Source organism: Ruegeria sp. BHSC029, assembly GCF_059613085.1.
On record NZ_JBXWRU010000001.1, the window covers coordinates 291879 to 315725 of the forward strand.

Here is a 23847-nt window from a genome sequence, read left to right on the forward strand (position 1 = left end):
GTCAGCGGCCCCGTATCACCATCAATTCGCCAATGTTTTCGCGGGTGATGTATCCGACCATCTGACCGGTCTTGGTGCAGACCGCCACGGCCGGTGCGCCACCATGGAGACCATCCAGAACGGCTTCGAGCCCACTGGTCAGGGCCACCCGGGGGATTTGCTCTTCCATGACCGAGGTCGCGGGTTCCGACCGGGGGTGATCGCCGGCTAGCGCGGCAAACAGCCGATTGCGGGTCACAAAGCCCAACAGCTGCCCGTCTGCGCCCAAAACCGGGAACTCGTGCTGAGTTGTCTGGATCACGGCCTGGGCCGCCGTTGCCAACGTGTCTTGGGGGGTAAGTGCGTGGAACTCGGTAATCATCGCGTCGCGAGCCAGCACGCGGCGCGCCACCGAGCGCATTGCTACATCCTGACTTTCGGCATTTGCCGCGATGAAGACGAAAACCGCGATCAGAACCAGGATCGGGTTACCGGTGCTGAGCCCCAGAAACCCGAACCCGACGGCCACGGCCTGGCCCGCAAAGGCGGCGGCCCGTGTGGCCCTGACCCTGTCCATCTTCAGGCAGAGCAGGGCGCGGAACACGCGGCCGCCGTCCATCGGAAACGCGGGGATCAGGTTGAACACCGCGAGGAACAGATTGACGTAGGCCAGCCGGCTCAGCAGGTCGACGCGGGTCGAGTCGATTTGCGCCAGCGTTTCAACCTGCATTCCCGCACCCAGAAGGACAAGTATGCCCCAGATGACGACGTTGACCGCTGGACCAGCCAATGCGACGGCAACTTCTTGCATCGGCTTTTCCGGCATCCTCTCCAGGCGGGCCAAGCCGCCGATGGGCAGCAGAGTGATGTCAGGAGTGCGAATGCCATACCTGCGGGCCATCAGCGCATGACCGAACTCATGGGCAACCACGCAGGCAAACAACGCCAGAACAAAAACGATGTTGTCGATGGCTGCTGGCCACCCACCGTCAGAGTAGGCGGCAAAGCCGACCCAGGCCAGCAGCAGGAAGAAGGTGACATGGACCCTCAGTTCCGATCCGAGCAATCGGCCGACGGCAAAGGACCATGTCATGACGTGCCTCGCTGGAGATTAGAACGGGATTTCGTCGTCGTCGATGCCGCCTGATGCCGGTGCCGGTGCGCTGGACTGTGCGGCGTAGGGCTCGGAGTATCCGCCGCTGTCCTGGCCTCCTCCGTAACCGCTGCTTTGGCCGCCACCGTATCCGCCGCCCTCATTGCGACTGTCCAACAGGGTCAGTTCACCGCGGTAAGGGCGCAGAACGACTTCGGTGGAATAGCGATCCTGTCCGGACTGATCCTGCCACTTGCGCGTTTCCAGTTGGCCTTCGATGTAGACCTTTGACCCTTTGCGCAAATACTGCTCGGCGATGCGGACGAGCGGTTCGGAAAAAATAGCGACTGTGTGCCACTCGGTCCGTTCGCGGCGTTCACCGGTATTGCGGTCTTTCCAGTTCTCCGAGGTCGCGATCCGTAGGTTGCAGACCTTGCCACCGTTCTGAAACGACCGCACTTCGGGATCGCGCCCGAGATTGCCGACCAGAATGACTTTGTTGACTGAACCTGCCATGGATTTCCCCGTTTTTTGACTAGCTTGATGGCGCCCGAATCTGACGCTGAGTTCACCTGAAACCCTATACGTCCTGCGCCCGGGTTGGAACACGGTTGATGCCCGGAATGCCACCCGGAAAATCAGTGTTTCCTTAACCAAGCTTTCATTTCTGCCTGAAATACCTATAATCCGAATGATTGCTGAACGAGCGGGATTGCTTGAATGCGTTGTCTGTTAAGTGGTTTTTCAATTGCATGCCTCGTTCTGGCGTCGACGCCGCTGAGCGCAGATGTGCTGTCGACCAAGAATCGCAAAGATATCTTTTTGAAGCAGGCCAAGATATTGGACACGCGGGCCGCCAGCCAGTATCGCGACTCTGAACGGCTGAAACCGAAGACGCCGGACGGCAGTTTCAAAAAGCGCTACTCCGGCAAGTACCGTGGTGAATACCTTGCCATGGCGCGCCAGGCAGCGCGCAAGCACAACGTCCCGGAAGAACTGTTCCTGCGTCTGGTTCAACAGGAAAGCGGTTGGAACCCTCACGCCAAGTCGCACAAGGGCGCTTTGGGCCTCGCGCAGCTGATGCCCCAAACCGCCAGGCTGCTGAACGTGAACCCGCATGACCCGAAGCAAAACCTTGAAGGCGGTGCGCGGTATCTTTCGTGGCAATACCGCAAATTCAAGTCCTGGCGCCTCGCGCTGGCAGCTTACAACGCCGGCCCGCAAGCGGTGGAAAAGCATGGGGGCGTGCCGCCCTATGCCGAGACGCAGAATTACGTCAAAGTCATCTGGGGCGGCTGATACAATAGCTGCTCAAAAAAACCGGCCCAAGGCCGGTTTTTCTTTGGGCGATCACTCAGCCGCTATTTTGATAACCGGCTCCATCTTCGCCAGTGTTTCGGTGGACAGATGACACTTGACCTGGTGTCCGTTAGCCAGCGTCTGGACCGGCGGAACCTCTTTTTCGCACAATCCGCCCGCAACCTCGGACTTCCACCGGCACCGGGTTTGGAACGGACATCCGGGCGGCGGGTTCATCGCCGAAGGAATATCGCCCTCAAGGACGATGTGTTTCTTTTCGACCGAAGTATCGGCGATTGGAACCGCGCTCAGCAGCGCCTCGGTATAGGGGTGATAGGGCGGCGAGAATACTTGATCGGTCGTGCCCAGTTCGACCACGTGGCCCAGATACATCACCATGACGCGGTCGCTGAGGTAGCGCACGATCGACAGGTCGTGGCTGATGAACAGCAGTGTCGTCTTGTGTTCGCGCTGGATCTCCATCAACAGATCGGTCACGGCTGCCTGCACCGACACATCCAATGCCGAGACCGGCTCGTCCGCGACGACGATCCGGGCGTCCCCGGCAAAGGCTCGGGCTATCCCGACGCGCTGTTTCTGGCCGCCTGACAGTTGGCGCGGCATACGGTCGGCAAACGCGCGCGGCAGCTTCACAAGGTCCAGCAACTCGAGCATCCGTTGCTTGCGTTCGGCCTCCGAGTTTCCGACGCCGAAGATTTCCAGCGCGCGGATGATCTGACGTCCGACCGTCATCGACGGGTTCAGCGTATCGAACGGATTTTGAAAGACCATCTGAACTTCGCCGACGGTCTTGGCATCCCGTTCTTCGATCGGCAGATGCTCGATATTGCGGTTGTCCAGCAGGATCTGTCCGTCGGTCGCCGTCTCCAATCCCATGAGGACCTTGGCAAACGTGGATTTGCCGCAGCCGGACTCGCCAACGATCGCCAGCGTTTCCGATTCATGTGCGTCGAAGCTGAGGGTTTCGTTGGCCTTGACCACCTTCTTCTCGCCCCCACCGAACAGAGCGTTTGCGGCCACCTCGTAGTATTTCTTGAGGTTATCCATCTTCAGAACGGTCTTGCCGATCGGCGCTTTTTCTTTTTGCTCTGCAACCGTGATGGGCGCATTCCAGTCGATTTCCTGGAACTTCAAGCAACGCGTATGGTGGCGGTCATTGCCGGGGACCGGGAACATCTGAATGTCCTGCGCGTCACAGCGCCCTTCCTCGAAATAGTCACATCGCGGGCCGAAATTGCAGCCGGGTGGGCGTTCGTGCGGCAACGGGAAGTTGCCGGGGATTGCAACCAGCGGGCGCGAATTCTTGTCCGCGCCGGGCAGGGGGATCGAGCGGAACAGCGCCTGAGTGTAGGGATGCTGCATCTCATCAAAGACATCGTGGATCGAGCCACGTTCGACCGCCTCGCCGGAATACATCACGCACAAGCGGTCACAGGTCTCTAGAACCAGGCCCAGATTGTGCGAAATGAACAGCATCGAGGTGCCGTATTTCTTGCCCAGATCCTTGACCAGTTCCACCACGGCGGCCTCGACCGTCACGTCCAGCGCGGTTGTCGGTTCGTCCAGGATCAGAAGGGACGGCTTGGACATCAGGGCCATCGCGATCACGATGCGCTGCTGCTGGCCACCGGACAGCTGATGCGGAAAGCTGTTCAGCATCCGCTCGGGGTCCGGCAGGCGCACATCCGTCACCACTTCCAGAGCACGGGCATAGGCCTCTTCTTTGCTGACCCCTTCGTGGATCATCGGCACTTCCATCAGCTGTTTGCCGATCTTCATCGCGGGGTTCAAAGAAGCCATCGGCTCTTGATAGATCATCGCGATCTCATTGCCGCGAATGTCCCGAAGTTCTTCCTTGCTCATCTCGCTAAGGTCACGGCCCTTGAATTTGATCGAGCCGCCAACGATCCGACCATTCTTGCCAAGGTCCTGCATGACACCCAAGGCGACCGTCGACTTGCCGCAGCCGGATTCACCGACCAGCCCGACAGCCTCGCCGGGCTGCACACTGACCGAAAAATCCATCACGGCCGGTATTTCCCGCAAGCGGGTAAAGAACGAAATCGAGAGCTTGTCGATTTCGAGGATCGGCCCGTCATAATCCGCCAGTTTGTTCATCTTGCTTGCTCCTCGCCAGCACTCGGGGGATCCCCTTCATCCGGCTAAAAATATCCTGGTGGGGGCCGGGGGCAGTCCCCCGGCCGCTTTCACATCAGTCCTTCAGGCTTTCTTCTCGCAGGCCATCCGCCAGCAGGTTCAATCCCAGAACCAGTGACAACAGCGCCAGTGCCGGCGGCAGTGCAGGGTGCAGGTAGATCGAGAGCAGCTTGCGTCCTTCGTTGATCGTGGACCCCCAATCCGGGCTTTCCGGCGGCAGGCCCAGTCCAAAGAACCCCAAGGTCCCCAAGAGGATGGTTGTGTAGCCGATGCGCAGGCAGAAATCGACGATCAGCGGCCCGCGGGCGTTGGGCAGGATTTCCCAAAGCATGATGTACCAGGGGCCTTCGCCGCGCGTCTGCGCCGCGGCCACGTAATCGCGTGTCTTGATGTCCATGGCCAAGCCGCGCACGATGCGGAACACCGTGGGCGAGTTGACGAAGACAACCGAAACGAACACGACCAGGATGCCGCCCGGAATGTCGAACAGATCCAGATAGGTCGGCAGACCCCAGATGCTGTAGTCGTCCGTGCGGATGACGTATCCCCCGGTCGAGATCAGCGACAGGTACAGCCAGATCGCGATACCCAAGACGCCGATCAGCAGCGGCGTACGGAATTTCGGCCGGGTGTAGTAGCGCGAATTCAGAAGGACACCGATGAAGAGGATCGGGAACACGAACAGGACTGCGGCCATATAGTTCGGCACGCCGGTCGCGACGATTTCCGGTGTGACCAGCAGGTAGAACAGCAGGATGACCGGGAACGCCAGGATCAGATTGGCGAGGAACGACAGAAACGTGTCCAGCCGCCCGCCATAATACCCGGCGGGCAAGCCCAGCGTGATCCCGACCATGAAGGCAAACATCGTGGCCAGCGGAGCAACCTGTACGACGATCCACGCACCCTTGACCATGCGGCTGAATACGTCGCGGGCAAGGTTGTCGCCGCCCAGCAGATACCAGGCGAACTCACCCTCCTCGGCATTGAGCAGGGGGGTGCCGGGCACCTTGTTCTTCATGCCGGAAACCTGGACCAACGGATCATGTGTCACGATAAGGTCCAAAGCCCCGAAGATGCCGGTGAAAACCCAGAACATGACCAGTCCAAAACCGATCATGCCGATCGGGCTGTCGAACAGCTTGCCGTACAGGCCAAGGCGCCGTTTGAAGGCAACGGACATCGCGAACAGAATGATCAGCGACAGCCAGACCGGCAAAAATTGCTGCGAGATCGCGCCGATAATCCCGGCCCCTGTGCCCAGGAATATTCCCAGCAGCAGGTAGGCGACCACCGTCGCGATGCTGGCCAGGAAAGAATACCACAGCGCGGATTGCGTCAGGTTCCTGAGGCCGCCGCCCGAACTGACGGTGCCATCCGCATTCACGCTGACTTGCGTCTCGGGCAGCAGAATGCTTGCCAGGATCCAGACAACGACGGATACGACCAGCGCAGCCAGGGCGATCATCATGATCGGGTTCAGAAAGGCGATAGAGCCAGTCCAGCTCAGATGTTCCATGGTCTATCCTCCCTTATGAAATGCGGATGCGCGGGTTGAGGTAGACATAGCCGATATCCGAGATCAGCTGCGTCACGAGCACCACGAAGACCGACACGACCGAGATCGCCAGCAGAAGCTGGATGTCGTTGTTCCCTGCGGCCTGCACCAGTGCCCAACCGAAACCCTTGTAGTTGAACAGGGTCTCGACGATCACGACGCCGTTCAGCAACCAAGGGAACTGCAGCATGATGACCGTGAAGGGCGCGATCAGCGCGTTGCGCAGGGCGTGCTTCAGAACGATATTCCCGAAGGACACACCTTTCAGGCGCGCGGTTCGAATGTATTGCGCGGTCATCACCTCGGTCATCGAGGCTCGGGTCATCCGTGCAATGTAGCCCATGCCGTAAAGGGCAATTGTCAGGACCGGCAGGAAGAAATTCTCGAAAGTCGGGTTCTCCATGGCCTGTGTGGCTGTGCCCTTGAACCATTTCAGACCCACGGTTGACGAGGTGAAGATGGCGATGAAGATCACGCCCGACACGTATTCCGGCGTGGCCGTCGTGATGATTGAAAACGTGGACAGGGACCGGTCCAACGCAGACCCCTCGCGCATGCCGGCCAGCACACCAACCAATAGGGCGGTCGGGATCATCAGAACCAGCACCCAGAACATCAGGTAGCCGGTGTTGCCCAGCCGCTTGCTGACGATCGTTCCGACCTCGTCCTTGAAGACGGTGGAATAGCCCCAGTCGCCCTGAAGAATGCCGCAATAGCGCGGTGTCGTTTCCGGAGTAGAGCCGGGACGGGTGCAACTTCCCACGAACTGACCATCCGGTAGCGTGTTTGTGAAACCGGGAACCACCCCCAGCCATTGACCGTATTTGACCAGCGTGGGCTGCATGTATCCGCGGTTCTCAAGCCAGGTGACGACCTGCTCATCGGACATACGCTGGTTGCCCTGCGTCTTGGCCAGTTTTTCCAGGTTTGGATAGAGGTTGGTCAGGAAGAAGACCACGAAGGTCAGGCAGAGTGCCGTCAACAGCATCACGCCCAATCGTCGAAGGATGAAGAGTCCCATTTTGGCCCCTGTTGTTCGGGTTCTCCGCAGATCAGTGGACCATTTTCTGGCCTCGGACGTCCGACCCCGCGTCGGTGTGTCTGCGGCTGGAAAGGGGCGCCCGCATTCGGGCGCCCCTTGAAAGGTTCAGGTCGGGATCAGGCCGCCCAACCCCATTTATAGTGATGGTGTTCGAACGACACATGCATGTCGGTTCCGACCAGACCGTCCTTCATGTGACGGTACAGCGACCGCCAATAGGGCTGGATGGTGACACCTTCTTCCTGGATCATTGCTTCGCCCTTGGCCACGATTTCGCGGCGCTTGTCGGCATCGGCAATGGCCAGAGCTTCGGTCAGCAGGGCATCAAACTCGGCATTGGACCAGCCGAACTCGTTCCAAGCCTCGCCAGTGCGGTATGCCAGTGCCCAGATCTGAACGCCCAGCGGACGGTGGTTCCAGTTGGTCGAGCTGTAGGGGTATTTCGCCCAGTCGTTCCAGAACGTGTTGCCCGGCAGAACCGTCCGCTTGACCTTGATGCCCGCGTCGCGCAGCTGGGCTGCCACGGCATCGGTGGTGTTGCGGCGCCAGTCATCGTCGATCGAGATCAGCTCGTGCTCGAAATCGGCCATACCGGCCTCTTCCATCAGCTTGCGCGCGCCTTCCGGGTCAACTTTCTGCGGCGGCAGTTCGTAGTAATCCGGGTGGATCGGACCGACGTGGTGGTTTTCCGCAGGCGAGCCGCGACCACCGTAGCCAAGCTCGAGGCAGACCGAGTTGTCCACGGCCATCTGCAGCGCCTGACGCACACGTTTGTCGGCATAGACCTTCTTGCCGTCCACTTCCGCAAGCTGGTTCGGGCGGATCACGATGGTGTTCATCGTGACAACCTCGGACTTCACGTAGCCCAGGCTGTCCATCACGTCGATGAATTCACCAACCGATTCATACAGCATGTCGACTTCGTCCGATTCCAGAGCCGCCAGCCATGCCGACGGATCGGTGCCGTAGTCGATGTACTCAATGCGATCCAGGGCCGGACGACCGAATACGGCTTCGCCCCACCAGGTGTGGTTTTCGTTGCGTACAAGCGCGGCTTTCACACCCACTTCCAGCTCTTCGATCAGGTAGGGGCCGGTGCCCACGTTGTTTGTCAGGTCCGTTTCGCTGAACGAGCTGTGGATGATCGCGGCCGGATAGTCTGCCATGCCCGGGATCAACGAGATGTCCGAGTTCGGCAGGTTCAGCTTGACGGTGTGCGAGTCCACAACCTCGATCGCGCCTTCTATTGCCTGGCCGGTATCTGCGTCGACCAGCGTGGCAAAACGGCCTGCCATCGAGTTCGTTTCCGAGCTCTTGTCGCACCAGCGCGCGATGTTGCGTGCCACGTCTTCGGCGGTGAAATCGTCACCGTTGTTCCACTTGACGCCCTGACGCACCTTCAGCGTGTAGACGGTCGCATCGTCGTTGACTTCCCAGCCCTCCAGCAGCATGCCGCGGAATGTGCCGTCCGAGTTGTACTCGACCAGGTATTCCAGCGTGCCTCGAGTGACGTTGGCGATCTGCGACCAGTCATAGGTGCGCGGATCCTTCAGCGCGCGAACTTCCTGCTGAACGCGCAGGGTGCCACCTTCTTTCTTGGCGTCTTCGCCCGCGGCCTTGGCGGGTGCGGTCAGGCCGACCATGCCGTATGCGGCCGCGGCAGTGACACCAAGGCTGGTCGTGCGCGTCAGAAACTCGCGGCGGCTCAGCTTGCCGTCCCGATATTCCTGGGCGTGCATTTCGGCGGCCCAGTGCATCGGGGCTCCGGTCAATGTCTTGGTTTTCATGGATGTCTCCCTGTGAGATTATTATGGGTATTTGTTGGTCCCCGTCGAAGCCAGACAGCGCCGAGCAAGGTCATTTTGGATGTAGTTTTTTGAATTCTGTGCATCCCCATGGGTTCATTCGGCACCAGATTCCAATTTAGGTCAATGTTCGAAATCGTCATCAAGTGCACAAAAACGACATTTGCAGAGAAACCTGAGCCGCGGTCGCCGGGGCTGCTATCGGCAAGTCTGATTCTGGAACTTGTGATTCCCTTTTCCGACGGGTTTTGGCTTAAAACCCCTTATGTGACTGAAAATAAATGACTTCGGACGAAGTTTTGGTGCGATGTCAGTGATTCACTCAGCCTTGGCTCGGATCGACGTTGTGCCATTGCTTCATCCGGGCACGGCACCACGTGCGCTGGCGTTTGGCGTACTGGCGTGTCGCAATCGTTGCTCTTTCGCGGGCGTCCGCCAAGGTCATTCGCCCCTCGATATGGGCCATCAATTCAGGTACTCCGATGGCCTTGCACGAGGGCAGGTTCGGGTCGTATCTGTCGCGCATCGCCGCAACTTCGTCCAAGGCACCCGCCTGCAACATCTGGTCAAAGCGCGAATTGATGCGCGTGATCAGCCAGTCTCGCTCGGGCGTCACGACGATCGGAAACGCTTGATCCAGGGGCAGCAGCGGTGGCGGCGTGTCGTCCTGCCAATCCGCCAGGGTCCGACCCGTGGCTTGCTCGACCTCCCAGGCCCGTTGCACACGGGCGCGGTTGCGCGTGTCGATCCGGTCCCGTGTCCTTGGATCAATCCCGGCCAGAAGCTCGGGCAGGGGGATCGCGTCCGCAGTCTTGCGCAACTCGGGCGGCGTTGCCGGGATGTCTGCCATACCTTCCGTCAGCGTCGAAAAGTAGAGACCTGTTCCGCCCACGATGATCGGACGCGGCGGCCCTGACAAAATAGCCCGCACCTCGCGCAGCCAGTGGCCGGCCGAATAGTCTTGATCAAAAGCGACATGGCCATAGAGAGCGTGTGGAGCCCGAGCTTCTTCGTCGATCGAGGGTCGGGCAGAAATGATGCGCCAGCAGTCATAAACCTGGCTGGCATCGGCATTGACGATGATCCCGCCCGCGTGTTCGGCAATCTCCAGCGCAAGGGCTGATTTGCCCGATGCGGTCGGCCCCATGATAAGGACCGGCAGATCGTCGGGAATGGGCGGCAGACTGTTCAGCAAATTGCGCGCTGTGTTTTCAGCCATGAGTGTTTGCCCTGTTCCTTGACCATCCGCATTGAACCCGCGGTGGTTTTGCTTCATTTTGCGCCGGAAAACAAACCCGTGCCAGCCCGGAGCGCAACATGAGCCTTTCTTCCACCAACACAACCGCCGAAACCCCAAAAACGACATACAAACGCGTCATGTTGAAAATCTCGGGCGAGGCGCTGATGGGGGATCAGGGATTCGGGCTGCATCCGCCGACTGTCCAGCGCATCGCGCAGGAGGTGAAGTCGGTGCATGATCTCGGGGTCGAGATCTGCATGGTCATCGGCGGAGGGAATATCTTTCGCGGCCTGTCCGGTTCGGCCCAAGGGATGGAACGGACCACGGCCGACTACATGGGCATGTTGGCGACCGTGATGAACGCGCTGGCCATGCAATCCGCGCTTGAGGGCCTGGGCGTCTTCACCCGGGTGATCTCGGCCATCCGCATGGATGAGGTGTGCGAGCCCTATATTCGCCGCCGCGCAGTGCGCCACTTGGAAAAGAAACGGGTGTGCATCTTTGCGGCTGGAACCGGCAACCCGTACTTCACCACAGATACCGCAGCGACGTTGCGTGCCAACGAAATGACCTGCGAGGCCATCTTCATGGGCAAGAACGGGGTCGACGGCGTCTACGACAAGGACCCCAAGGCACATTCGGACGCTGTCCGCTATGACTCGGTGACCTATGACGACGTTCTCGCCAAGCGTTTGAAGGTCATGGATGCTTCGGCTATCGCTCTGGCGCGCGACAACAATCTGCCGCTGATCGTATTCGGACTGGACGAGCCCGGCGGGTTCCGCGGAATTCTGGCAGGCGAGGGGACCTATACCAAGGTTCAAGGCTAGCCAAAGGCCCGACCCAACAGCCCACATTAGTTTGCCTGGCGCCCGACTCGGTTCGGACGTTAGGTAACGCAACGCCGTCCGGTCTGCTGAAAATGCTCGGTGTGACCGGTATGCGTGTCGCTTTTGCCCGCCGGAAAGTCTCTGGCGGCTGACCGAAAAAACGATCTTTCCCCGATCAAAAGCGCATTAAAATGAGAGGAGAGAGAATGTCCGACAATTCAGATGCCGACTACGAGGTCGGCCAGGACAATATCCAGATCATGGGGCTGGATATTCATAATCCGGTTTTTGCCGTGTCTGGCCTGACCATCATCGCCTTCGTCTTCTTTTCGTTGGTTTTCCGCGAGCAGGCTGCCGACTTCTTCGGCTGGTTGCGCCCCGCGCTGACCAACCAGTTCGACTGGGTTTTCATGCTTTCGGCCAACATCTTCGTTGTGTTTTCGTTGCTATTGATCGTGACGCCGCTGGGCAAGATCAGGTTGGGCGGCGACGATGCGAAACCGGACTACAGCTATGCGGGTTGGTTCTCGATGCTGTTCGCCGCTGGCATGGGGATCGGGCTTGTTTTCTGGGGCGTGGCCGAGCCGATCTCGCACTATGGCGCATCACTTGGCGGTGTCGCCGTGGGAGAGGACGGCCTGCGCACCGACTGGGCACCGTTGGGCGCCGGGCTGGAGGATCCCGACGCATCGCGGAAGCTGGCGATGGCAGCCACGATCTTTCATTGGGGCATGCACCCTTGGGCGATCTATGCGGTCGTTGCACTGGCGTTGGCATTCTTCAGCTTCAATCGCGGGCTGCCCCTGACGATGCGTTCGGTCTTTTACCCGCTGTTCGGCGAGGCCACTTGGGGTCCGCTGGGGCATGTCATCGATGTGCTTGCGGTCTTTGCGACCATCTTCGGCCTGGCGACCTCGCTCGGCCTAGGGGCGACACAGGCGCTGGCCGGTTTGAATTATCTGTTTGATGTTCCGGTGACGGACGGGATGAAAGTGCTGCTGATCGGCTTGATCACGGTCTTCGCCCTGATTTCGGTGATCGCCGGACTGGACAAAGGTGTCAAACGCCTGTCCGAGGCCAACATGGTGCTGGCGGCGCTGCTTTTGTTGCTGGTCCTGATCGTGGGGCCGACCATGGTGATCCTGACCGGGTTCTTCGACAGCATGATCGAATATGTCGTTGCGCTGCCGGGCCTGTCCAATTGGATCGGTCGCGAAGACACGAACTTCATGCAGGGCTGGACCACCTTCTACTGGGCTTGGTGGATCTCCTGGTCACCGTTCGTCGGCATGTTCATCGCACGTATCTCGCGCGGCCGAACGATCCGCGAGTTCGTGACCTGTGTCATCCTGATCCCGACGCTTGTCGGCGCCCTATGGATGAGCGTTTTCGGCGGAGCTGCTCTGGATCAGGTCATGTCCGGCAATGGGCAGGCTCTGTCCGATGCGGCGCTGGAACTGAAGATGTTCAAGATGTTCGAGGCTTTCCCGATGGCTGGACTGCTGTCGTTCGTCGGTATCGTTCTGGTGGTTGTGTTCTTCGTCACAAGCTCGGATTCGGGGTCGCTGGTGATCGACACCATCACGGCGGGCGGCAAGACCGACGCTCCGACGGCTCAGCGCGTATTTTGGTGCGTGCTGGAAGGGGCCATCGCGGTCGTACTGCTGCTGGGCGGTGGGCTCGGCGCATTGCAGGCCGCGGCCATTGCCACCGGCTTTCCCTTTGCGATCGTGCTGGTCTTGATGTGCGTGTCCATCTTCATCGGTCTGGTGAACGAACGCCGACGCAACTGAGCGTACCGCCACTGACAGTGGGCCCCGGTTACATCACCGGGGCCTTTCATTTATTTCGGACTGCCTTCGAAGAAGCCGACCGAATTGCCATCGGGATCGACCGCATAGAAGAACCGACCGGCCGGGATTTGGATCGGATCCGAGACAACCTGACCTCCGGCAACCTTGACCCTGGCCATGATCTCTTCAGCCGTGCCCTTTGCGGCCAGATGAAGGGTCGGGCCGGTACCATCTTTTGCTGGCTTTCCCGGATACAGATGCAAGGCAACGCCCGTTGCCGGGTCAGCGGGGCGGAACATGGCCATGGGGTTCGGGCCGGATGTGTCGACCGCAAGTTCTGCCCCTGTGGCGTGGGCATAGAATTCTACCGCCTTGTCCAAGTCGGAAACAGGCAGTTCGCTCCACACCAGAAAATCCTTTGGAAGATAACTCATCTGAAACCTCTCTTGTCTTGAGTGCCGTGAGTTTGGCATGTGCTGATGACAGAAGCTGGCATCAGACGCCCGGCTTGACCGCGCGGGGTTGGCCGGGCTAACTGACGGCGTTTGGTCCCGTCATCCTCGTGCGGGCGGCCGAACTGCCGCGGCGATACCCGTGGCTGGCTGGAAGACCTGCCATGTATCGGAGTTGTCCGGTGTCATGCGCGGGCGGAACTTCGGAACATTGGGCATGACAACAGAAGGATTGTGCGATGGGCACTCTGGATATTGACTTCGTTCGGGCGCAGTTTCCGGCTTTTTCCGAACCCAGCCTGAAAGGGCAGGCATTTTTTGAGAACGCGGGCGGCTCCTATACCTGCAAACCCGTTCTGGATCGGCTGACCCGCTTCTATACCCAGCGCAAGGTTCAGCCATATGCGCCCTACGAGGCCAGCCGTCTGGCGGGCGAAGAGATGGATGAGGCACGTGTCCGGATGGCGGCTCTGCTGGGCGTGGACACCGACGAACTCAGCTTTGGCCCTTCGACCACGCAGAACACCTACGTACTGGCGCAGGCCTTTCGGCAGTGGATGAAACCGGGTGAAGCGGTCGTGGTAACCAACCAGGACCATGAAGCCAACTCGGGGCCCTGGCGGCGCCTTGCCGAGGACGGCATCGAGGTTCGCGAATGGGAAATCGACCCGGAAACCGGTTCGTTGAATCCGTCCGATCTGGAAAATCTGCTGGACGAAAAGGTGCGGCTGGTTTGCTTTCCCCACTGTTCCAACGTGATCGCCGAGATCAACCCGGTCACCGAAATCACGGCGATCGCGCATGCGGCCGGGGCATTTGTCTGCGTGGATGGTGTGTCCTACGCACCGCACGGCTTCCCGAACGTGGGGGACCTTGGGCCGGATATCTACCTGTTCTCGTCCTACAAGACCTACGGACCGCATCAGGGCTGCATGGTGATCCGGCGCACGCTGGGCGAGCTGCTGCCCAATCAGGGGCATTTCTTCAACGGAGACGTGCTGTACAAGCGGTTCACACCGGCCGGCCCGGACCACGCTCAGATTGCCTCCAGCGCCGGCATGGCCGACTATGTCGAACAACTCTGCGACCACCACGGCGGCCCATCTTCGGGGGCTTCCGCGCGTGGTGCTTTTGTCCACGACCTGATGCGTGGGCACGAAGTTGAGCTTCTGCAGCCGGTTCTGGACGCGCTCAAGGATCGCAACGCGGTGCGCCTGATCGGCCCGTCCGATGCCGAACGCCGGGCTCCGACCGTGGCCTTGGCCGTCAACCGCGACGCGGAAAGCGTGGCGGCTGATCTGTCCAAACACGGCATCATGGCCGGCGGTGGTGATTTCTATGCGGTTCGCCCGCTGACCGCCATGGGTGTCGATCTGGGGCAAGGTGTTCTACGGGTAAGTTTCACCCACTACACCTCGCGAAACGAGATCGACCAATTGCTCGAAGCATTTGACCGGGTTTTGTGATCCGGTAACAGTTCCGCCCCGTAGACATATGAAAACGGGGCGGAAATGGACAAAGAGCAGTCACCAATCATTTTGTGGTTCCGGCGTGATCTGCGCCTGAGTGACCATCCGGCTTTGGCTGCGGCCGCGCAGCCAGGGCGACCTGTGATCCCTGTTTTCCTGCGCGATCAGCTGGTCGATGACTTGGGCGCGGCTCCGAAATGGCGGCTGGGCCTCGGCCTTGCCGCATTGTCTGACGGCCTCGAGCGCAAGGGCAGCAAGCTGATCCTGCGAAGCGGCCCGGCGCTGGCCGCGCTTGAAGACCTGATACGGGAAACGGGGGCAACTGATGTTTATTGGTCGCGGGCCTATGATCCCGAATCCATCGGACGTGACACTCAGATAAAGGCTGCGTTGTCTGCGCAAGGCGTAACCGCCAAGTCCTTTGCCGGGCATCTTTTGTTCGAGCCATGGACGGTCGCCACACAAGCGGGTCAGCCGTTTCGTGTTTTTACACCCATGTGGCGGGCTGTGCGCGGGAGAGAGGTCGACGCTCCCAAGCCGGCACCGTCGCGGATCGCGGCACCCCGATCATGGCCGCAGTCGGACGTGCTTGAGACCTGGAAACTTGGCGCGGATATGCGTCGTGGCGCGGCGGTCGTTCGGGCTCATGTCGAACCGGGCGAGGCCGCCGCATTTGCGCAGCTGGACGAATTCACCGAACGGCTCGACGCGTATCCAGCAAAACGCGACGATCTGGGCGATGACGGCACATCGGGACTGTCCGAGTACCTTTCGTTGGGCGAGATCAGCCCGGCAACCATCTGGCACCGGGTCCAGAGCGCAGGGTTTTCCGGTTCATCCGGGGCCGAGGGCTTCTTGCGCCAACTCGTCTGGCGCGAGTTCGCATATCACCTGATGTACCACACACCGCATCTACTGAGCGCGAACTGGAAGCCGGAATGGGATACGTTTCCGTGGAACACCGACGCCGACACCCCCGAGGTTCGAGCCTGGACAATGGCGCGAACGGGGATACCGGTGATAGATGCGGGCCTAAGGCAGATGTATGTCACCGGGCGGATGCACAACCGCGTCCGCATGATCGTCGCCAGCTACCTGACCAAGCACCTGATGACGCACTGGAAGATCGGCATGGATTGGTTTGCGGACTGTCTGGTCGATTGGGATTCGGCAGCGAACGCCAAGGGGTGGCAGTGGGTTGCCGGGTCGGGGCCGGATGCCTCGCCGTTCTTTCGTATCTTCAACCCGCAGACCCAAGCCGAGAAATTTGACCCCACGGGCGCCTATGTCCGCCGGTGGCTGGCCGAAGGACAAAAGAACCCACCCGAGACGGCGCTTGCCTATTTCGATGCGGTGCCGGTGTCATGGGGACTGTCTCCGACGGATGCCTATCCTGATCCGGTCGTTGATCTGAAGGTTGGGCGACAGCGGGCGCTTGCCGCCTACGAAGGCCGAAAACACCAGTAAGGAATTGAAAACTTGCCAGAAACGGAATCCCGTCCTAGCCTGCTCCGACCACCGCACAGGGGAGAGCGGATGATCCTGACGACGACAGAGGGGCAGAAAAGCCTGCCCAGATATTTTTCGCAGGTCTTCAAGATGCTGCAGCGAATGGAGTCCGGACGGCTGGACATCGCGCTGCCGGACGGGCGCATTTTTCGCAACGAAGGCGCCAAGCCCGGACCTGTCGCCCGCGTTGATATTCACGACCCGGATGTATTCGCGCGGCTGATCCGTGAAGGCGAGCTCGGATTTTCCGACGCCTACCTTGAGGGTGGGTGGAGCACACCTGACCTGCGCGCCTTCATGGATCTTGTCCATCTGGGCACCGAGACGGTGTATGATGATTTCACTGGCAAGTTTTTGGTTCAGGCCTATGAGCGCCTGCGGTTCTGGCTGCACCGGAACAACCGAAAGCAGGCCAAAAAGAACATTTCGTACCACTACGATCTGGGCAATGATTTCTACAGCCTTTGGCTGGACGAGACGATGACCTACTCCAGCGCGCTGTTCGAAACCGGTCAGGAAAGTCTGGAAAAGGCTCAGACGGCCAAATATGCCAGCCTGGTGGACGAGATGGGAGCAAAGCCGGGCGACCACATCCTTGAAATTGGCTGCGGTTGGGGTGGCTTTGCTGAATACGCCGCTAAAGAAAGAGACCTGAGGGTCACAGGCCTGACCATCAGTCAAGAACAGTTGAAGTATGCGACGCAACGCATAGAAAAAGCTGGGCTTTCCGATAAGGTGACCTTCAAGCTGCAGGACTATCGCGACGAGCGTGGGCAGTATGACGGCATTGCGTCGATCGAGATGTTCGAGGCCGTTGGGCAAAAGTACTGGCCGGTCTATTTTCAAACGGTCCGCGACCGGCTGAAGCCCGGCGCACGGGCCACGCTTCAGATCATAACAGTGGCCGACCGCCGCTGGGACGTCTACAAGAACGGTGTTGACTTTATCCAGAAATACATCTTTCCGGGCGGCATGTTGCCGGCCCCGACGGTGCTGAGGCAGGAAATCCAGCAGGCCGGTCTGGATGTGGTCAAGTCGAAGGAGTTCGGCCCAAGCTATGACCTGACCCTGCGGCGCTGGTACGACACGTTCAACGACAAATGGGACCAGGTTGCTGCGATGGGCTTTGATGAGCGTTTTCGCCGCATGTGGAATTATTATTTGACCGCCTGCGGCGCAGCCTTTGACACGGGCAATTGCGATGTGACACAGATCACCGTAGCAAAACCCAACTAACACACGGAAATACCGGAATGCCGACAGCCTCACGTCTTGTTGCCGCGCTCAGTCTCATGGTGGTGGCTTTCCTTGTGTCCGGCATGATCATCGACAACGGCGAAGAGGGAAAGGACTACGGCTACTTTACCTATGTGAACCTGGTCCTTGGTTTTTTGTGTGGTTGGGTCATCATGGGCAAACGGGCCGGCCGCGGCTGGACTGCAGCCGTCAACAACGGCCTGACCGGAGTGGTTTCTTTGGTGTTTTGGAGCCTGTTCGTTCAGGGCACGTACGAGATGTTCCGGCTTGCGATGCGTCACCGCTATGACGGTCCATTCGAGGCGTTGCTGGCCATTTTCCAGATCGGTGTGGATTTCGGTAAGCAACTGATCTCGCCCGAGATCATCGCGACCTTGGCGATTGGTGCTCTGCTGTCCGGCCTGTTTACCGAAGGCGCCTCGCGGCGCTGGAACTGACGCCCTAGTCACGAGCCTACGATGACCAATCTGTTTTTCTACGGCACATTGCGGTATTTGCCGCTGCTTGAACTTGTTTTGGGTCGCTCGGGTCAGGATCTTGCGGCCGAGCCGGCGATGCTGCCGGACCATGCGGTTCACGCGGTGCAGGACCAAGCCTTTCCGATGATCCTTGAGGCGCCCGGCGCAGCGGCACGGGGTATCTTGGTGCAGAACCTAACTGCGCAAGACATCAAACGGTTGGCCTTCTACGAAGGTGGGTTCGACTATGACCTGCACGTCAAAGAGGTCGTCCTTGAAGGCGGATCGACCGTTTCCGCCCAAGTCTTCTTTCCCGCCCCCGGGTTATGGACGCCGGCCGATCCCTGGTCGTTGGAAAAGTGGGTGTCCGAGTGGGGTGCGATGACCCTTTTGGCTGCGGATGAGGTCATGGGATATTTCGGCAAGGTCTATGCCTCTCGGATCGCGCGCAGTTTTTCCGCCATTCGTACCCGGGCGTGGGCCAAGCTTGCGGCGCAGCAACGGAGAACCGGGGATGGTCGCAGTGTCAGCGATGATGTGATCGTGCACCGCCACACGCGCGCATACATCGATTATTTCGGGATGGAAGAAATCGAACTGCAGCACCGCCGATACGATGGGTCGATGGGGCCGGTTCTCAATAGGAATGGCTTGATGCAGGGTGCTGCGGTCGTGGTGCTGCCGTATGATCCCCTGCGAGATACGGTCCTTCTGGTTGAGCAGTTCCGAACCCCGGTATTCTTGATCGATGACCCCGAGCCTTGGATGTGGGAACCGGTCGCCGGCATGATCGACCCCGGAGAAACCCCTGAACAGGCGGCCCACCGGGAAGCCATGGAGGAGGCGCAGGTGTCGTTCTCGCGGCTCGAATATGCAGGTGGCGCCTATTCTTCGAGCGGATCTTCCACCGAATTCATCCACCTCTATGTTGGGATTGGAGACCTCACCGCCTCGATCAACAATGGTGGCTTGGCGACCGAGGGGGAGGACATTCGCAGCAGGATTCTGCCATATGCCGAATTCATGGATATGGTTGACCGGCATGTCTTCAAGGACCTTCCTCTATTGTCCCTGGCGCATTGGTTGGCACGCAACCGCGATCGGTTGCGGGGATGACTATCCCGCCTTGTGGTCGGCGCAGGGCACCTGTACATCTGCGAAAACGCCAATTTACAAGAGGGTGCCATGCGCATTGCACGAGACCTTGCTGACGCCGTAGGAAAAACTCCGTTGATCCGGCTGCGCCGTGTCAGCGAAGAAACCGGGTGCGAAATCCTTGGGAAGGCCGAGTTCATGAACCCCGGTCAGTCGGTCAAGGATCGCGCGGCGCTGTTCATCATTCGCGACGCCATTGCGCGCGGTGATCTCAAGCCCGGCGGGACGATTGTCGAGGGGACGGCGGGCAACACGGGCATCGGTCTGGCGCTGGTCGGCGCGTCGATGGGGTTCAAAACCGTGATCGTCATCCCGGAAACCCAATCCGAAGAGAAGAAGGACATGCTGCGCCTCGCCGGGGCTCAACTGGTTCAGGTTCCCGCTGCACCTTACCGGAATCCCAACAATTTTGTGCATTACTCTCGGCGACTGGCCGAGCAGTTGGCCAAGACCGAACCCAATGGTGCGATTTGGGCAAACCAGTTCGACAACGTCGCGAACCGTCAGGCACATGTCGAGACCACTGGCCCGGAAATCTGGGAGCAGACTGACGGCAAGGTCGATGGATTCATCTGCGCGGTCGGATCCGGCGGAACGCTGGCCGGTGTGGCCGAGGCTTTGCAGCCCAAGGGCGTCAAGATCGGTATCGCCGATCCGATGGGTGCCGGTCTCTATTCCTATTACACGACGGGTGAAATCGCGATGGAGGGTGGCTCGATCGCCGAAGGGATCGGCCAGGTCCGCATCACCAAAAACCTTGAAGGGTTCAAGCCCGACCACGCCTACCAGATTACGGACAACGAAGCGTTGCCCTATATCTTCGATCTTCTGCGCGAAGAGGGGTTGGTCATGGGTGGATCCACCGCAATCAACATTGCCGGCGCCGTGAGGCTGGCCAAGGAAATGGGTCCGGGTCACACCATCGTCACCGTGTTGTGCGACTATGGCACGCGCTACCAGTCGAAACTGTTCAACCCCGACTTCCTGCGTGAAAAAGAATTGCCGGTTCCAGAGTGGATGACCGAGGCCCCGCGCAGCATTCCGGGTGTTTTTGAGGACCTATGATGCTGCGGCGGTTTCTGGTTTTGCTGGCATTTGCGTTTGTGGTCGCATTTGGCGTCGCAGGCGGAGCCTCGGCGCAGCTGACCGACCGTCAGAGCGATTACTACCAGGGTTGGCTCAGCACCGCCGAGCGTGCCGAGAAGGTGATCGAAGCCAATCGGGCATCGAATGCTTCGATGGAGAAATTGCGCGCTGAAATAAGTGGTTATCGGGACGACTTCAATCGCGCCCGAAATGCGAACACGGATCGCATTCAAACGCTGGAAAGCCAGCTCAAGGCATTGGGGCCCAAACCCGATGACGGATCTTCGGAACCCGAAGACATCGCCAGCTTGCGAGAGAACCTCGAGCAGCAACTCAACAGCCTGAAGGTGCCGCGGATCATCTCGGAAGAGGCCTATAGCCGTGCCAACGGCCTGATCAGCGAAATCGACAAGATCATTCGTGAACGGCAGCGGAAAGAGTTTCTTGAGCGCGGGCCATCGCCGCTCAACCCGGCGCATTGGGCGCCTGCCTGGGCGGACGTAACCGAAGCTGGCCGTGCATTGATGAACGAGACGAAGGCCAACATGCGTTCGGCCCTTGTCCGCGAAAAGCTGAAAGAGAGCGGACTTGCCATCGGTATTCTGCTCGCGGTGGCCGCGATCCTGCTGCTGTTCGGGCGATCATGGTCGGAGAAAGCTGGGGATTATCTGCGGCGGTTCGGAGGCTCCGGGCGTGGCGTTTGGACTTTCGTCGTGTCGCTGTTCCGGATCATCCTGCCGTGGTTCGGGGTTGCCCTCATCGTTCAGGCGGTGGTCATGACCGGAGTGCCGGGGTTGCGCGGCACATTGCTGATCCAGGAAATTCCGTATTGGGCCGCGATCATCCTGTTTTACGACTGGATCGGCCGTCAGGTCTATTTGATGGGCGAAGAACGGGGTTTCAAAGTCCTGTCGGCAAATACGATCAAGGAACTGCGGGTTTATCTGGATCTGCTCGCGCTGATGCTGATCCTGCATGAACTGGGCCAATTGTTCGAACGGATCGAAAACACCTCTGAGGCTACTCGCGCCGTCGTCAGCTTCCCGGTGATACTCGTGACAGCCCTGTTGCTGCTGCGGATCCGCCAAATCCGCCGCCCCGAAGGTTCTGAGGACGAGTCTGAGCAGGGCCAGTCGACACGGGCGGCCGGGTTCAGTCAGCTGGTCGAGCTGCTCCGTCGGGCGCTGTTTTTCCTGGGCATCGCAAGCGTTGTCCTGGCTGCCATTGGCTATACCAATGCCGCCGAAGCGATCGTGTTCCCATCGGTCAAAACGCTGGTCCTGATAACGGCCATCGTCATCTTCCAGAGGTTCATCAGCTCGATCTATGGCTGGCTGACGGGGCAGGGCGACGCGGCCAGCGACTCGTTGTTCTCGGTGCTGGTCGGGTTCGTTCTGGCCATTCTGTCGTTGCCCATTCTGGCGCTGTATTGGGGCGCGCGCGACTCGGACCTGCGCGAGGCGTGGTCCCGGCTTCTGATGGGTTTTGACATCGGCGGCGTGACGATCTCGCCCAGCAACTTCCTGACTTTCGCGGCCGTATTTGCGATCGGTTACATGCTGACCAGACTACTGCAGAGCGGTTTGCGTAACTCGTTGCTTCCCAAAACCAGCATCGATCCGGGGGGGCAGAACGCGATCGTCGCAGGAACGGGCTATGTGGGAATTTTCCTTGCGGCGCTGGCAGCGATCATTGTCGCGGGTTTTGATCTGTCGTCACTGGCGATCGTCGCGGGTGCGTTGTCTGTAGGCATCGGTTTCGGATTGCAGACAATCGTGTCGAATTTCGTATCGGGCATCATCCTGTTGGTCGAACGGCCCATTGCCAAAGGGGACTGGATCGATGTCAACGGGATGATGGGCTATGTGCGCGACATCTCGGTGCGCTCGACACGGGTGGAAACCTTTGACCGGACCGATGTGATCGTTCCGAACTCGGACCTGATCAGCGGCGTGGTGACCAACTATACCCGCGGCAATACCATCGGACGTGTCATCGTTCCGGTTGGCGTCGCCTATGGGACCGACACCCGAAAGGTCGAGAAGATCCTGGGTGAAATCGCGAATGCGCATCCGATGGTTTTGGCCAACCCGGCACCCAACGTCGTGTTCCAGGGGTTTGGCGCGGACTCGCTGGATTTCGAAATCAGAGCCATCCTGCGTGACGTGAATTGGGTGCTTTCCGTAAAGTCGGACATGAACCACGAAATCAACCGGCGCTTTACCGAAGAAGGGATCGAGATTCCATTCGCACAGCGCGATCTCTGGCTGCGAAACCCCGAGGTTCTGGTGCAACCGGCCAACAAGGCAGCGAAGCCCGAACAGCCGGATCAACAGGAGCCTGTGAAAACCGACGACTCAAGCTCGGCGCCGATGGGCCTGACCGAGGCGGACATGGACACAGACAACGGCGAAGAGCTGTAGTCAGAGGACTACAGCAACATCTCGCCGGCTGGACGAGACCGAAGCGACCCCGCTCAATCGTTTGGGGCGGGGGCGCTTCAGGCAACTTGCGTATCCCTTGGATTTCCGCGCAATCGGCCCTTGCAAATCCCTGTTCGTTGGTCCAAATATCGCCGGCACGGAGAGGTGGCCGAGTGGTCGAAGGCGCACGCCTGGAAAGTGTGTAGGCGGGAAACCGTCTCCAGGGTTCGAATCCCTGTCTCTCCGCCACCAACCCTCGCGAAAGCGGTCTCCCGATCCGGCTCCGGCCGGATTTTTCCGTTGTTTTCGAGGGTTATGCGAGCCAAGCTGAACACCAGCCTCCATGCAAGGAAGCCATAAAGTGTTCTCTCGGGGCCCAAATTCTCCGGACCTAATGACTGCGCGGTTTTGGTGCTGAGATTTTAAGTGACTGTAAATAAGCGGAAAATTGTCGTTGCGGTGATGCTCCGTTTGAGTTGGTCACGCGGGTTTCAAACGGAACTATTTTCGAAACATTGGGTCTTATTGCGCACACGCAAGGTTCTCTAGTCATCGCAATCTTTTGGATAAGGCCCCTCAGCCTTCTCCTTACGGTGCACCCGAAACTATGCTCCGTCACTGGATAGCAAGGCCTCAAACTCCTCTCCTACTTGAAGGTTGCTCGGTTTCCATTCACTTTCTGAGGGCCAAATTTCTGCAGCTTCGGTCCAACGAAATCCCTCTTTCTCGACTGGCGCCATCTCGACGAGTGAGTGACTAGCCAGTTCGCGTATCCTCTCCACGTCTCCTGCGGTTGCTCGCCCACTTGCTATCACCCGTGATGAAAAGGTCACTTGGACCAGCTTCCATCGTTTGCCCATCCTTTTCGCGACGTCGAATTCGTTGCGGGAGATGAACGCGCGGCCAGCCGTGGCGTCTACAGCGGCTTTGATCTCCAGTCCTACAGTTCGGAAACCATCGTTGAGCTCTATGTCATAGCCAAAGCGATCGGATATGAGCGAAACATGTCGCGGATTGTGGCCATCGCGGCGCAAGGCAGACATTATCGCAAGTTCTCCGGCATCGCCTAGTAGCTTACGTAAATGTTCATCTGCTGCGCCATATACCTGTTGATGAGCCGTGACCAAAATCTCTTCTAAATCATCTCCTAGCCATGCGATCGCGTCAAAGTCACGTTGTGGGATCAATTCAGGTGCCAAACGACCGTTGCTTACAACTGCT

At 59.3% G+C, this 23847-nt stretch carries 19 protein-coding genes and 1 tRNA gene; 11 read left to right on the forward strand and 9 right to left on the reverse strand.

Translation table 11 applies throughout. From position 1 onward, the window contains the following. Position 1: 1 nt before the first annotated feature. A complete protein-coding gene (locus AC2FML_RS01380; RefSeq protein ID WP_170371191.1) occupies positions 2 to 1072 on the reverse strand; it encodes a site-2 protease family protein in 1071 nt (356 codons plus the stop codon). Between the two features lie 18 nt (positions 1073 to 1090). Then, positions 1091 to 1588: a single-stranded DNA-binding protein gene (gene ssb / locus AC2FML_RS01385; RefSeq protein WP_170338954.1), complete on the reverse strand. Its 498-nt coding sequence runs from the start codon at positions 1586 to 1588 to the stop codon at positions 1091 to 1093. A gap of 204 nt (positions 1589 to 1792) precedes the next feature. Between ssb and AC2FML_RS01390 the strand changes: the two genes are divergently transcribed. Further along, positions 1793 to 2371, forward strand: a complete 579-nt coding sequence (locus AC2FML_RS01390) for a lytic transglycosylase domain-containing protein (protein ID WP_093961864.1) — start codon at positions 1793 to 1795, stop codon at positions 2369 to 2371. A gap of 51 nt (positions 2372 to 2422) precedes the next feature. Here the strand turns inward: AC2FML_RS01390 and AC2FML_RS01395 are convergent, their stop codons facing one another. From AC2FML_RS01395 to miaA, 5 genes are all read right to left on the reverse strand, one after another. After that, positions 2423 to 4510 carry a dipeptide ABC transporter ATP-binding protein gene (locus AC2FML_RS01395; protein ID WP_170366978.1) on the reverse strand — a complete coding sequence of 696 codons (2088 nt, stop codon included), beginning with the start codon at positions 4508 to 4510 and terminating at the stop codon, positions 2423 to 2425. 94 nt (positions 4511 to 4604) lie between these two features. Then, positions 4605 to 6068, reverse strand: a complete 1464-nt coding sequence (locus AC2FML_RS01400) for an ABC transporter permease (protein WP_496781647.1) — start codon at positions 6066 to 6068, stop codon at positions 4605 to 4607. 13 nt (positions 6069 to 6081) lie between these two features. Further along, the gene (locus tag AC2FML_RS01405) at positions 6082 to 7128 is read right to left on the reverse strand and encodes an ABC transporter permease (RefSeq protein ID WP_170339518.1); all 1047 of its coding nucleotides are present in this window, start codon (positions 7126 to 7128) and stop codon (positions 6082 to 6084) included. Positions 7129 to 7265: 137 nt separating this feature from the next. Further along, complete coding sequence (locus AC2FML_RS01410) at positions 7266 to 8936, reverse strand: ABC transporter substrate-binding protein (RefSeq protein WP_170339516.1); 1671 nt, start codon at positions 8934 to 8936, stop codon at positions 7266 to 7268. A gap of 340 nt (positions 8937 to 9276) precedes the next feature. Continuing rightward, complete coding sequence (miaA, locus tag AC2FML_RS01415; RefSeq protein ID WP_496781649.1) at positions 9277 to 10173, reverse strand: tRNA (adenosine(37)-N6)-dimethylallyltransferase MiaA; 897 nt, start codon at positions 10171 to 10173, stop codon at positions 9277 to 9279. Positions 10174 to 10271: 98 nt separating this feature from the next. Here miaA and pyrH point away from each other — a divergent pair, with 98 nt between their 5' ends. After that, positions 10272 to 11024 (forward strand): UMP kinase, encoded by a 753-nt coding sequence (gene pyrH, locus AC2FML_RS01420; protein ID WP_170338945.1) that lies wholly within the window; start codon positions 10272 to 10274, stop codon positions 11022 to 11024. Between the two features lie 206 nt (positions 11025 to 11230). Continuing rightward, complete coding sequence (locus AC2FML_RS01425; RefSeq protein WP_170419163.1) at positions 11231 to 12817, forward strand: BCCT family transporter; 1587 nt, start codon at positions 11231 to 11233, stop codon at positions 12815 to 12817. A gap of 50 nt (positions 12818 to 12867) precedes the next feature. Here AC2FML_RS01425 and AC2FML_RS01430 read toward each other — a convergent pair whose 3' ends face one another. After that, the gene (locus tag AC2FML_RS01430; RefSeq protein ID WP_496781651.1) at positions 12868 to 13251 is read right to left on the reverse strand and encodes a VOC family protein; all 384 of its coding nucleotides are present in this window, start codon (positions 13249 to 13251) and stop codon (positions 12868 to 12870) included. Positions 13252 to 13508: 257 nt separating this feature from the next. Here AC2FML_RS01430 and AC2FML_RS01435 point away from each other — a divergent pair, with 257 nt between their 5' ends. From AC2FML_RS01435 to AC2FML_RS01470, 8 genes are all read left to right on the forward strand, one after another. Further along, positions 13509 to 14735 (forward strand): aminotransferase class V-fold PLP-dependent enzyme, encoded by a 1227-nt coding sequence (locus AC2FML_RS01435; RefSeq protein ID WP_496781653.1) that lies wholly within the window; start codon positions 13509 to 13511, stop codon positions 14733 to 14735. 45 nt (positions 14736 to 14780) lie between these two features. Beyond that, positions 14781 to 16205, forward strand: a complete 1425-nt coding sequence (locus AC2FML_RS01440) for a cryptochrome/photolyase family protein (protein WP_496781655.1) — start codon at positions 14781 to 14783, stop codon at positions 16203 to 16205. 69 nt (positions 16206 to 16274) lie between these two features. Then, the gene (locus AC2FML_RS01445) at positions 16275 to 17483 is read left to right on the forward strand and encodes an SAM-dependent methyltransferase (protein WP_170357606.1); all 1209 of its coding nucleotides are present in this window, start codon (positions 16275 to 16277) and stop codon (positions 17481 to 17483) included. Positions 17484 to 17500: 17 nt separating this feature from the next. Next, complete coding sequence (locus AC2FML_RS01450) at positions 17501 to 17941, forward strand: TrgA family protein (protein ID WP_496781657.1); 441 nt, start codon at positions 17501 to 17503, stop codon at positions 17939 to 17941. 21 nt (positions 17942 to 17962) lie between these two features. Further along, entirely contained in the window at positions 17963 to 19078 is a 1116-nt protein-coding gene (locus tag AC2FML_RS01455) for an NUDIX domain-containing protein (protein ID WP_496781659.1), read from the forward strand. A 69-nt stretch (positions 19079 to 19147) separates the two neighbouring features. Next, entirely contained in the window at positions 19148 to 20182 is a 1035-nt protein-coding gene (locus AC2FML_RS01460) for a cysteine synthase A (RefSeq protein ID WP_496781660.1), read from the forward strand. Continuing rightward, the gene (locus AC2FML_RS01465; RefSeq protein WP_496781662.1) at positions 20182 to 22626 is read left to right on the forward strand and encodes a DUF3772 domain-containing protein; all 2445 of its coding nucleotides are present in this window, start codon (positions 20182 to 20184) and stop codon (positions 22624 to 22626) included. Before AC2FML_RS01460 ends, AC2FML_RS01465 begins: the two co-directional genes overlap by 1 nt. A 159-nt stretch (positions 22627 to 22785) precedes the next feature. Beyond that, positions 22786 to 22875, forward strand: a tRNA-Ser gene (locus tag AC2FML_RS01470). A gap of 356 nt (positions 22876 to 23231) precedes the next feature. Here the strand turns inward: AC2FML_RS01470 and AC2FML_RS01475 are convergent. Beyond that, positions 23232 to 23825 (reverse strand): protein NO VEIN domain-containing protein, encoded by a 594-nt coding sequence (locus AC2FML_RS01475; RefSeq protein ID WP_496781663.1) that lies wholly within the window; start codon positions 23823 to 23825, stop codon positions 23232 to 23234. Between the last annotated feature and the right edge of the window lie 22 nt (positions 23826 to 23847).

What these genes read in the sequence shown, in the direction of transcription:
- AC2FML_RS01405 (WP_170339518.1), bottom strand. Translation starts at nt 7,128, where the DNA reads ATGGGACTCTTCATCCTTCGACGATTGGGCGTGATGCTGTTGACGGCA.
- AC2FML_RS01455 (WP_496781659.1), top strand. Translation starts at nt 17,963, where the DNA reads ATGACCAATCTGTTTTTCTACGGCACATTGCGGTATTTGCCGCTGCTT.
- AC2FML_RS01425 (WP_170419163.1), top strand. Translation starts at nt 11,231, where the DNA reads ATGTCCGACAATTCAGATGCCGACTACGAGGTCGGCCAGGACAATATC.
- AC2FML_RS01460 (WP_496781660.1), top strand. Translation starts at nt 19,148, where the DNA reads ATGCGCATTGCACGAGACCTTGCTGACGCCGTAGGAAAAACTCCGTTG.
- AC2FML_RS01450 (WP_496781657.1), top strand. Translation starts at nt 17,501, where the DNA reads ATGCCGACAGCCTCACGTCTTGTTGCCGCGCTCAGTCTCATGGTGGTG.
- pyrH (WP_170338945.1), top strand. Translation starts at nt 10,272, where the DNA reads ATGAGCCTTTCTTCCACCAACACAACCGCCGAAACCCCAAAAACGACA.
- AC2FML_RS01390 (WP_093961864.1), top strand. Translation starts at nt 1,793, where the DNA reads ATGCGTTGTCTGTTAAGTGGTTTTTCAATTGCATGCCTCGTTCTGGCG.
- AC2FML_RS01395 (WP_170366978.1), bottom strand. Translation starts at nt 4,510, where the DNA reads ATGAACAAACTGGCGGATTATGACGGGCCGATCCTCGAAATCGACAAG.
- AC2FML_RS01440 (WP_496781655.1), top strand. Translation starts at nt 14,781, where the DNA reads ATGGACAAAGAGCAGTCACCAATCATTTTGTGGTTCCGGCGTGATCTG.
- AC2FML_RS01380 (WP_170371191.1), bottom strand. Translation starts at nt 1,072, where the DNA reads ATGACATGGTCCTTTGCCGTCGGCCGATTGCTCGGATCGGAACTGAGG.
- ssb (WP_170338954.1), bottom strand. Translation starts at nt 1,588, where the DNA reads ATGGCAGGTTCAGTCAACAAAGTCATTCTGGTCGGCAATCTCGGGCGC.
- AC2FML_RS01445 (WP_170357606.1), top strand. Translation starts at nt 16,275, where the DNA reads ATGATCCTGACGACGACAGAGGGGCAGAAAAGCCTGCCCAGATATTTT.
- AC2FML_RS01400 (WP_496781647.1), bottom strand. Translation starts at nt 6,068, where the DNA reads ATGGAACATCTGAGCTGGACTGGCTCTATCGCCTTTCTGAACCCGATC.
- AC2FML_RS01435 (WP_496781653.1), top strand. Translation starts at nt 13,509, where the DNA reads ATGGGCACTCTGGATATTGACTTCGTTCGGGCGCAGTTTCCGGCTTTT.
- miaA (WP_496781649.1), bottom strand. Translation starts at nt 10,173, where the DNA reads ATGGCTGAAAACACAGCGCGCAATTTGCTGAACAGTCTGCCGCCCATT.
- AC2FML_RS01410 (WP_170339516.1), bottom strand. Translation starts at nt 8,936, where the DNA reads ATGAAAACCAAGACATTGACCGGAGCCCCGATGCACTGGGCCGCCGAA.
- AC2FML_RS01465 (WP_496781662.1), top strand. Translation starts at nt 20,182, where the DNA reads ATGCTGCGGCGGTTTCTGGTTTTGCTGGCATTTGCGTTTGTGGTCGCA.
- AC2FML_RS01430 (WP_496781651.1), bottom strand. Translation starts at nt 13,251, where the DNA reads ATGAGTTATCTTCCAAAGGATTTTCTGGTGTGGAGCGAACTGCCTGTT.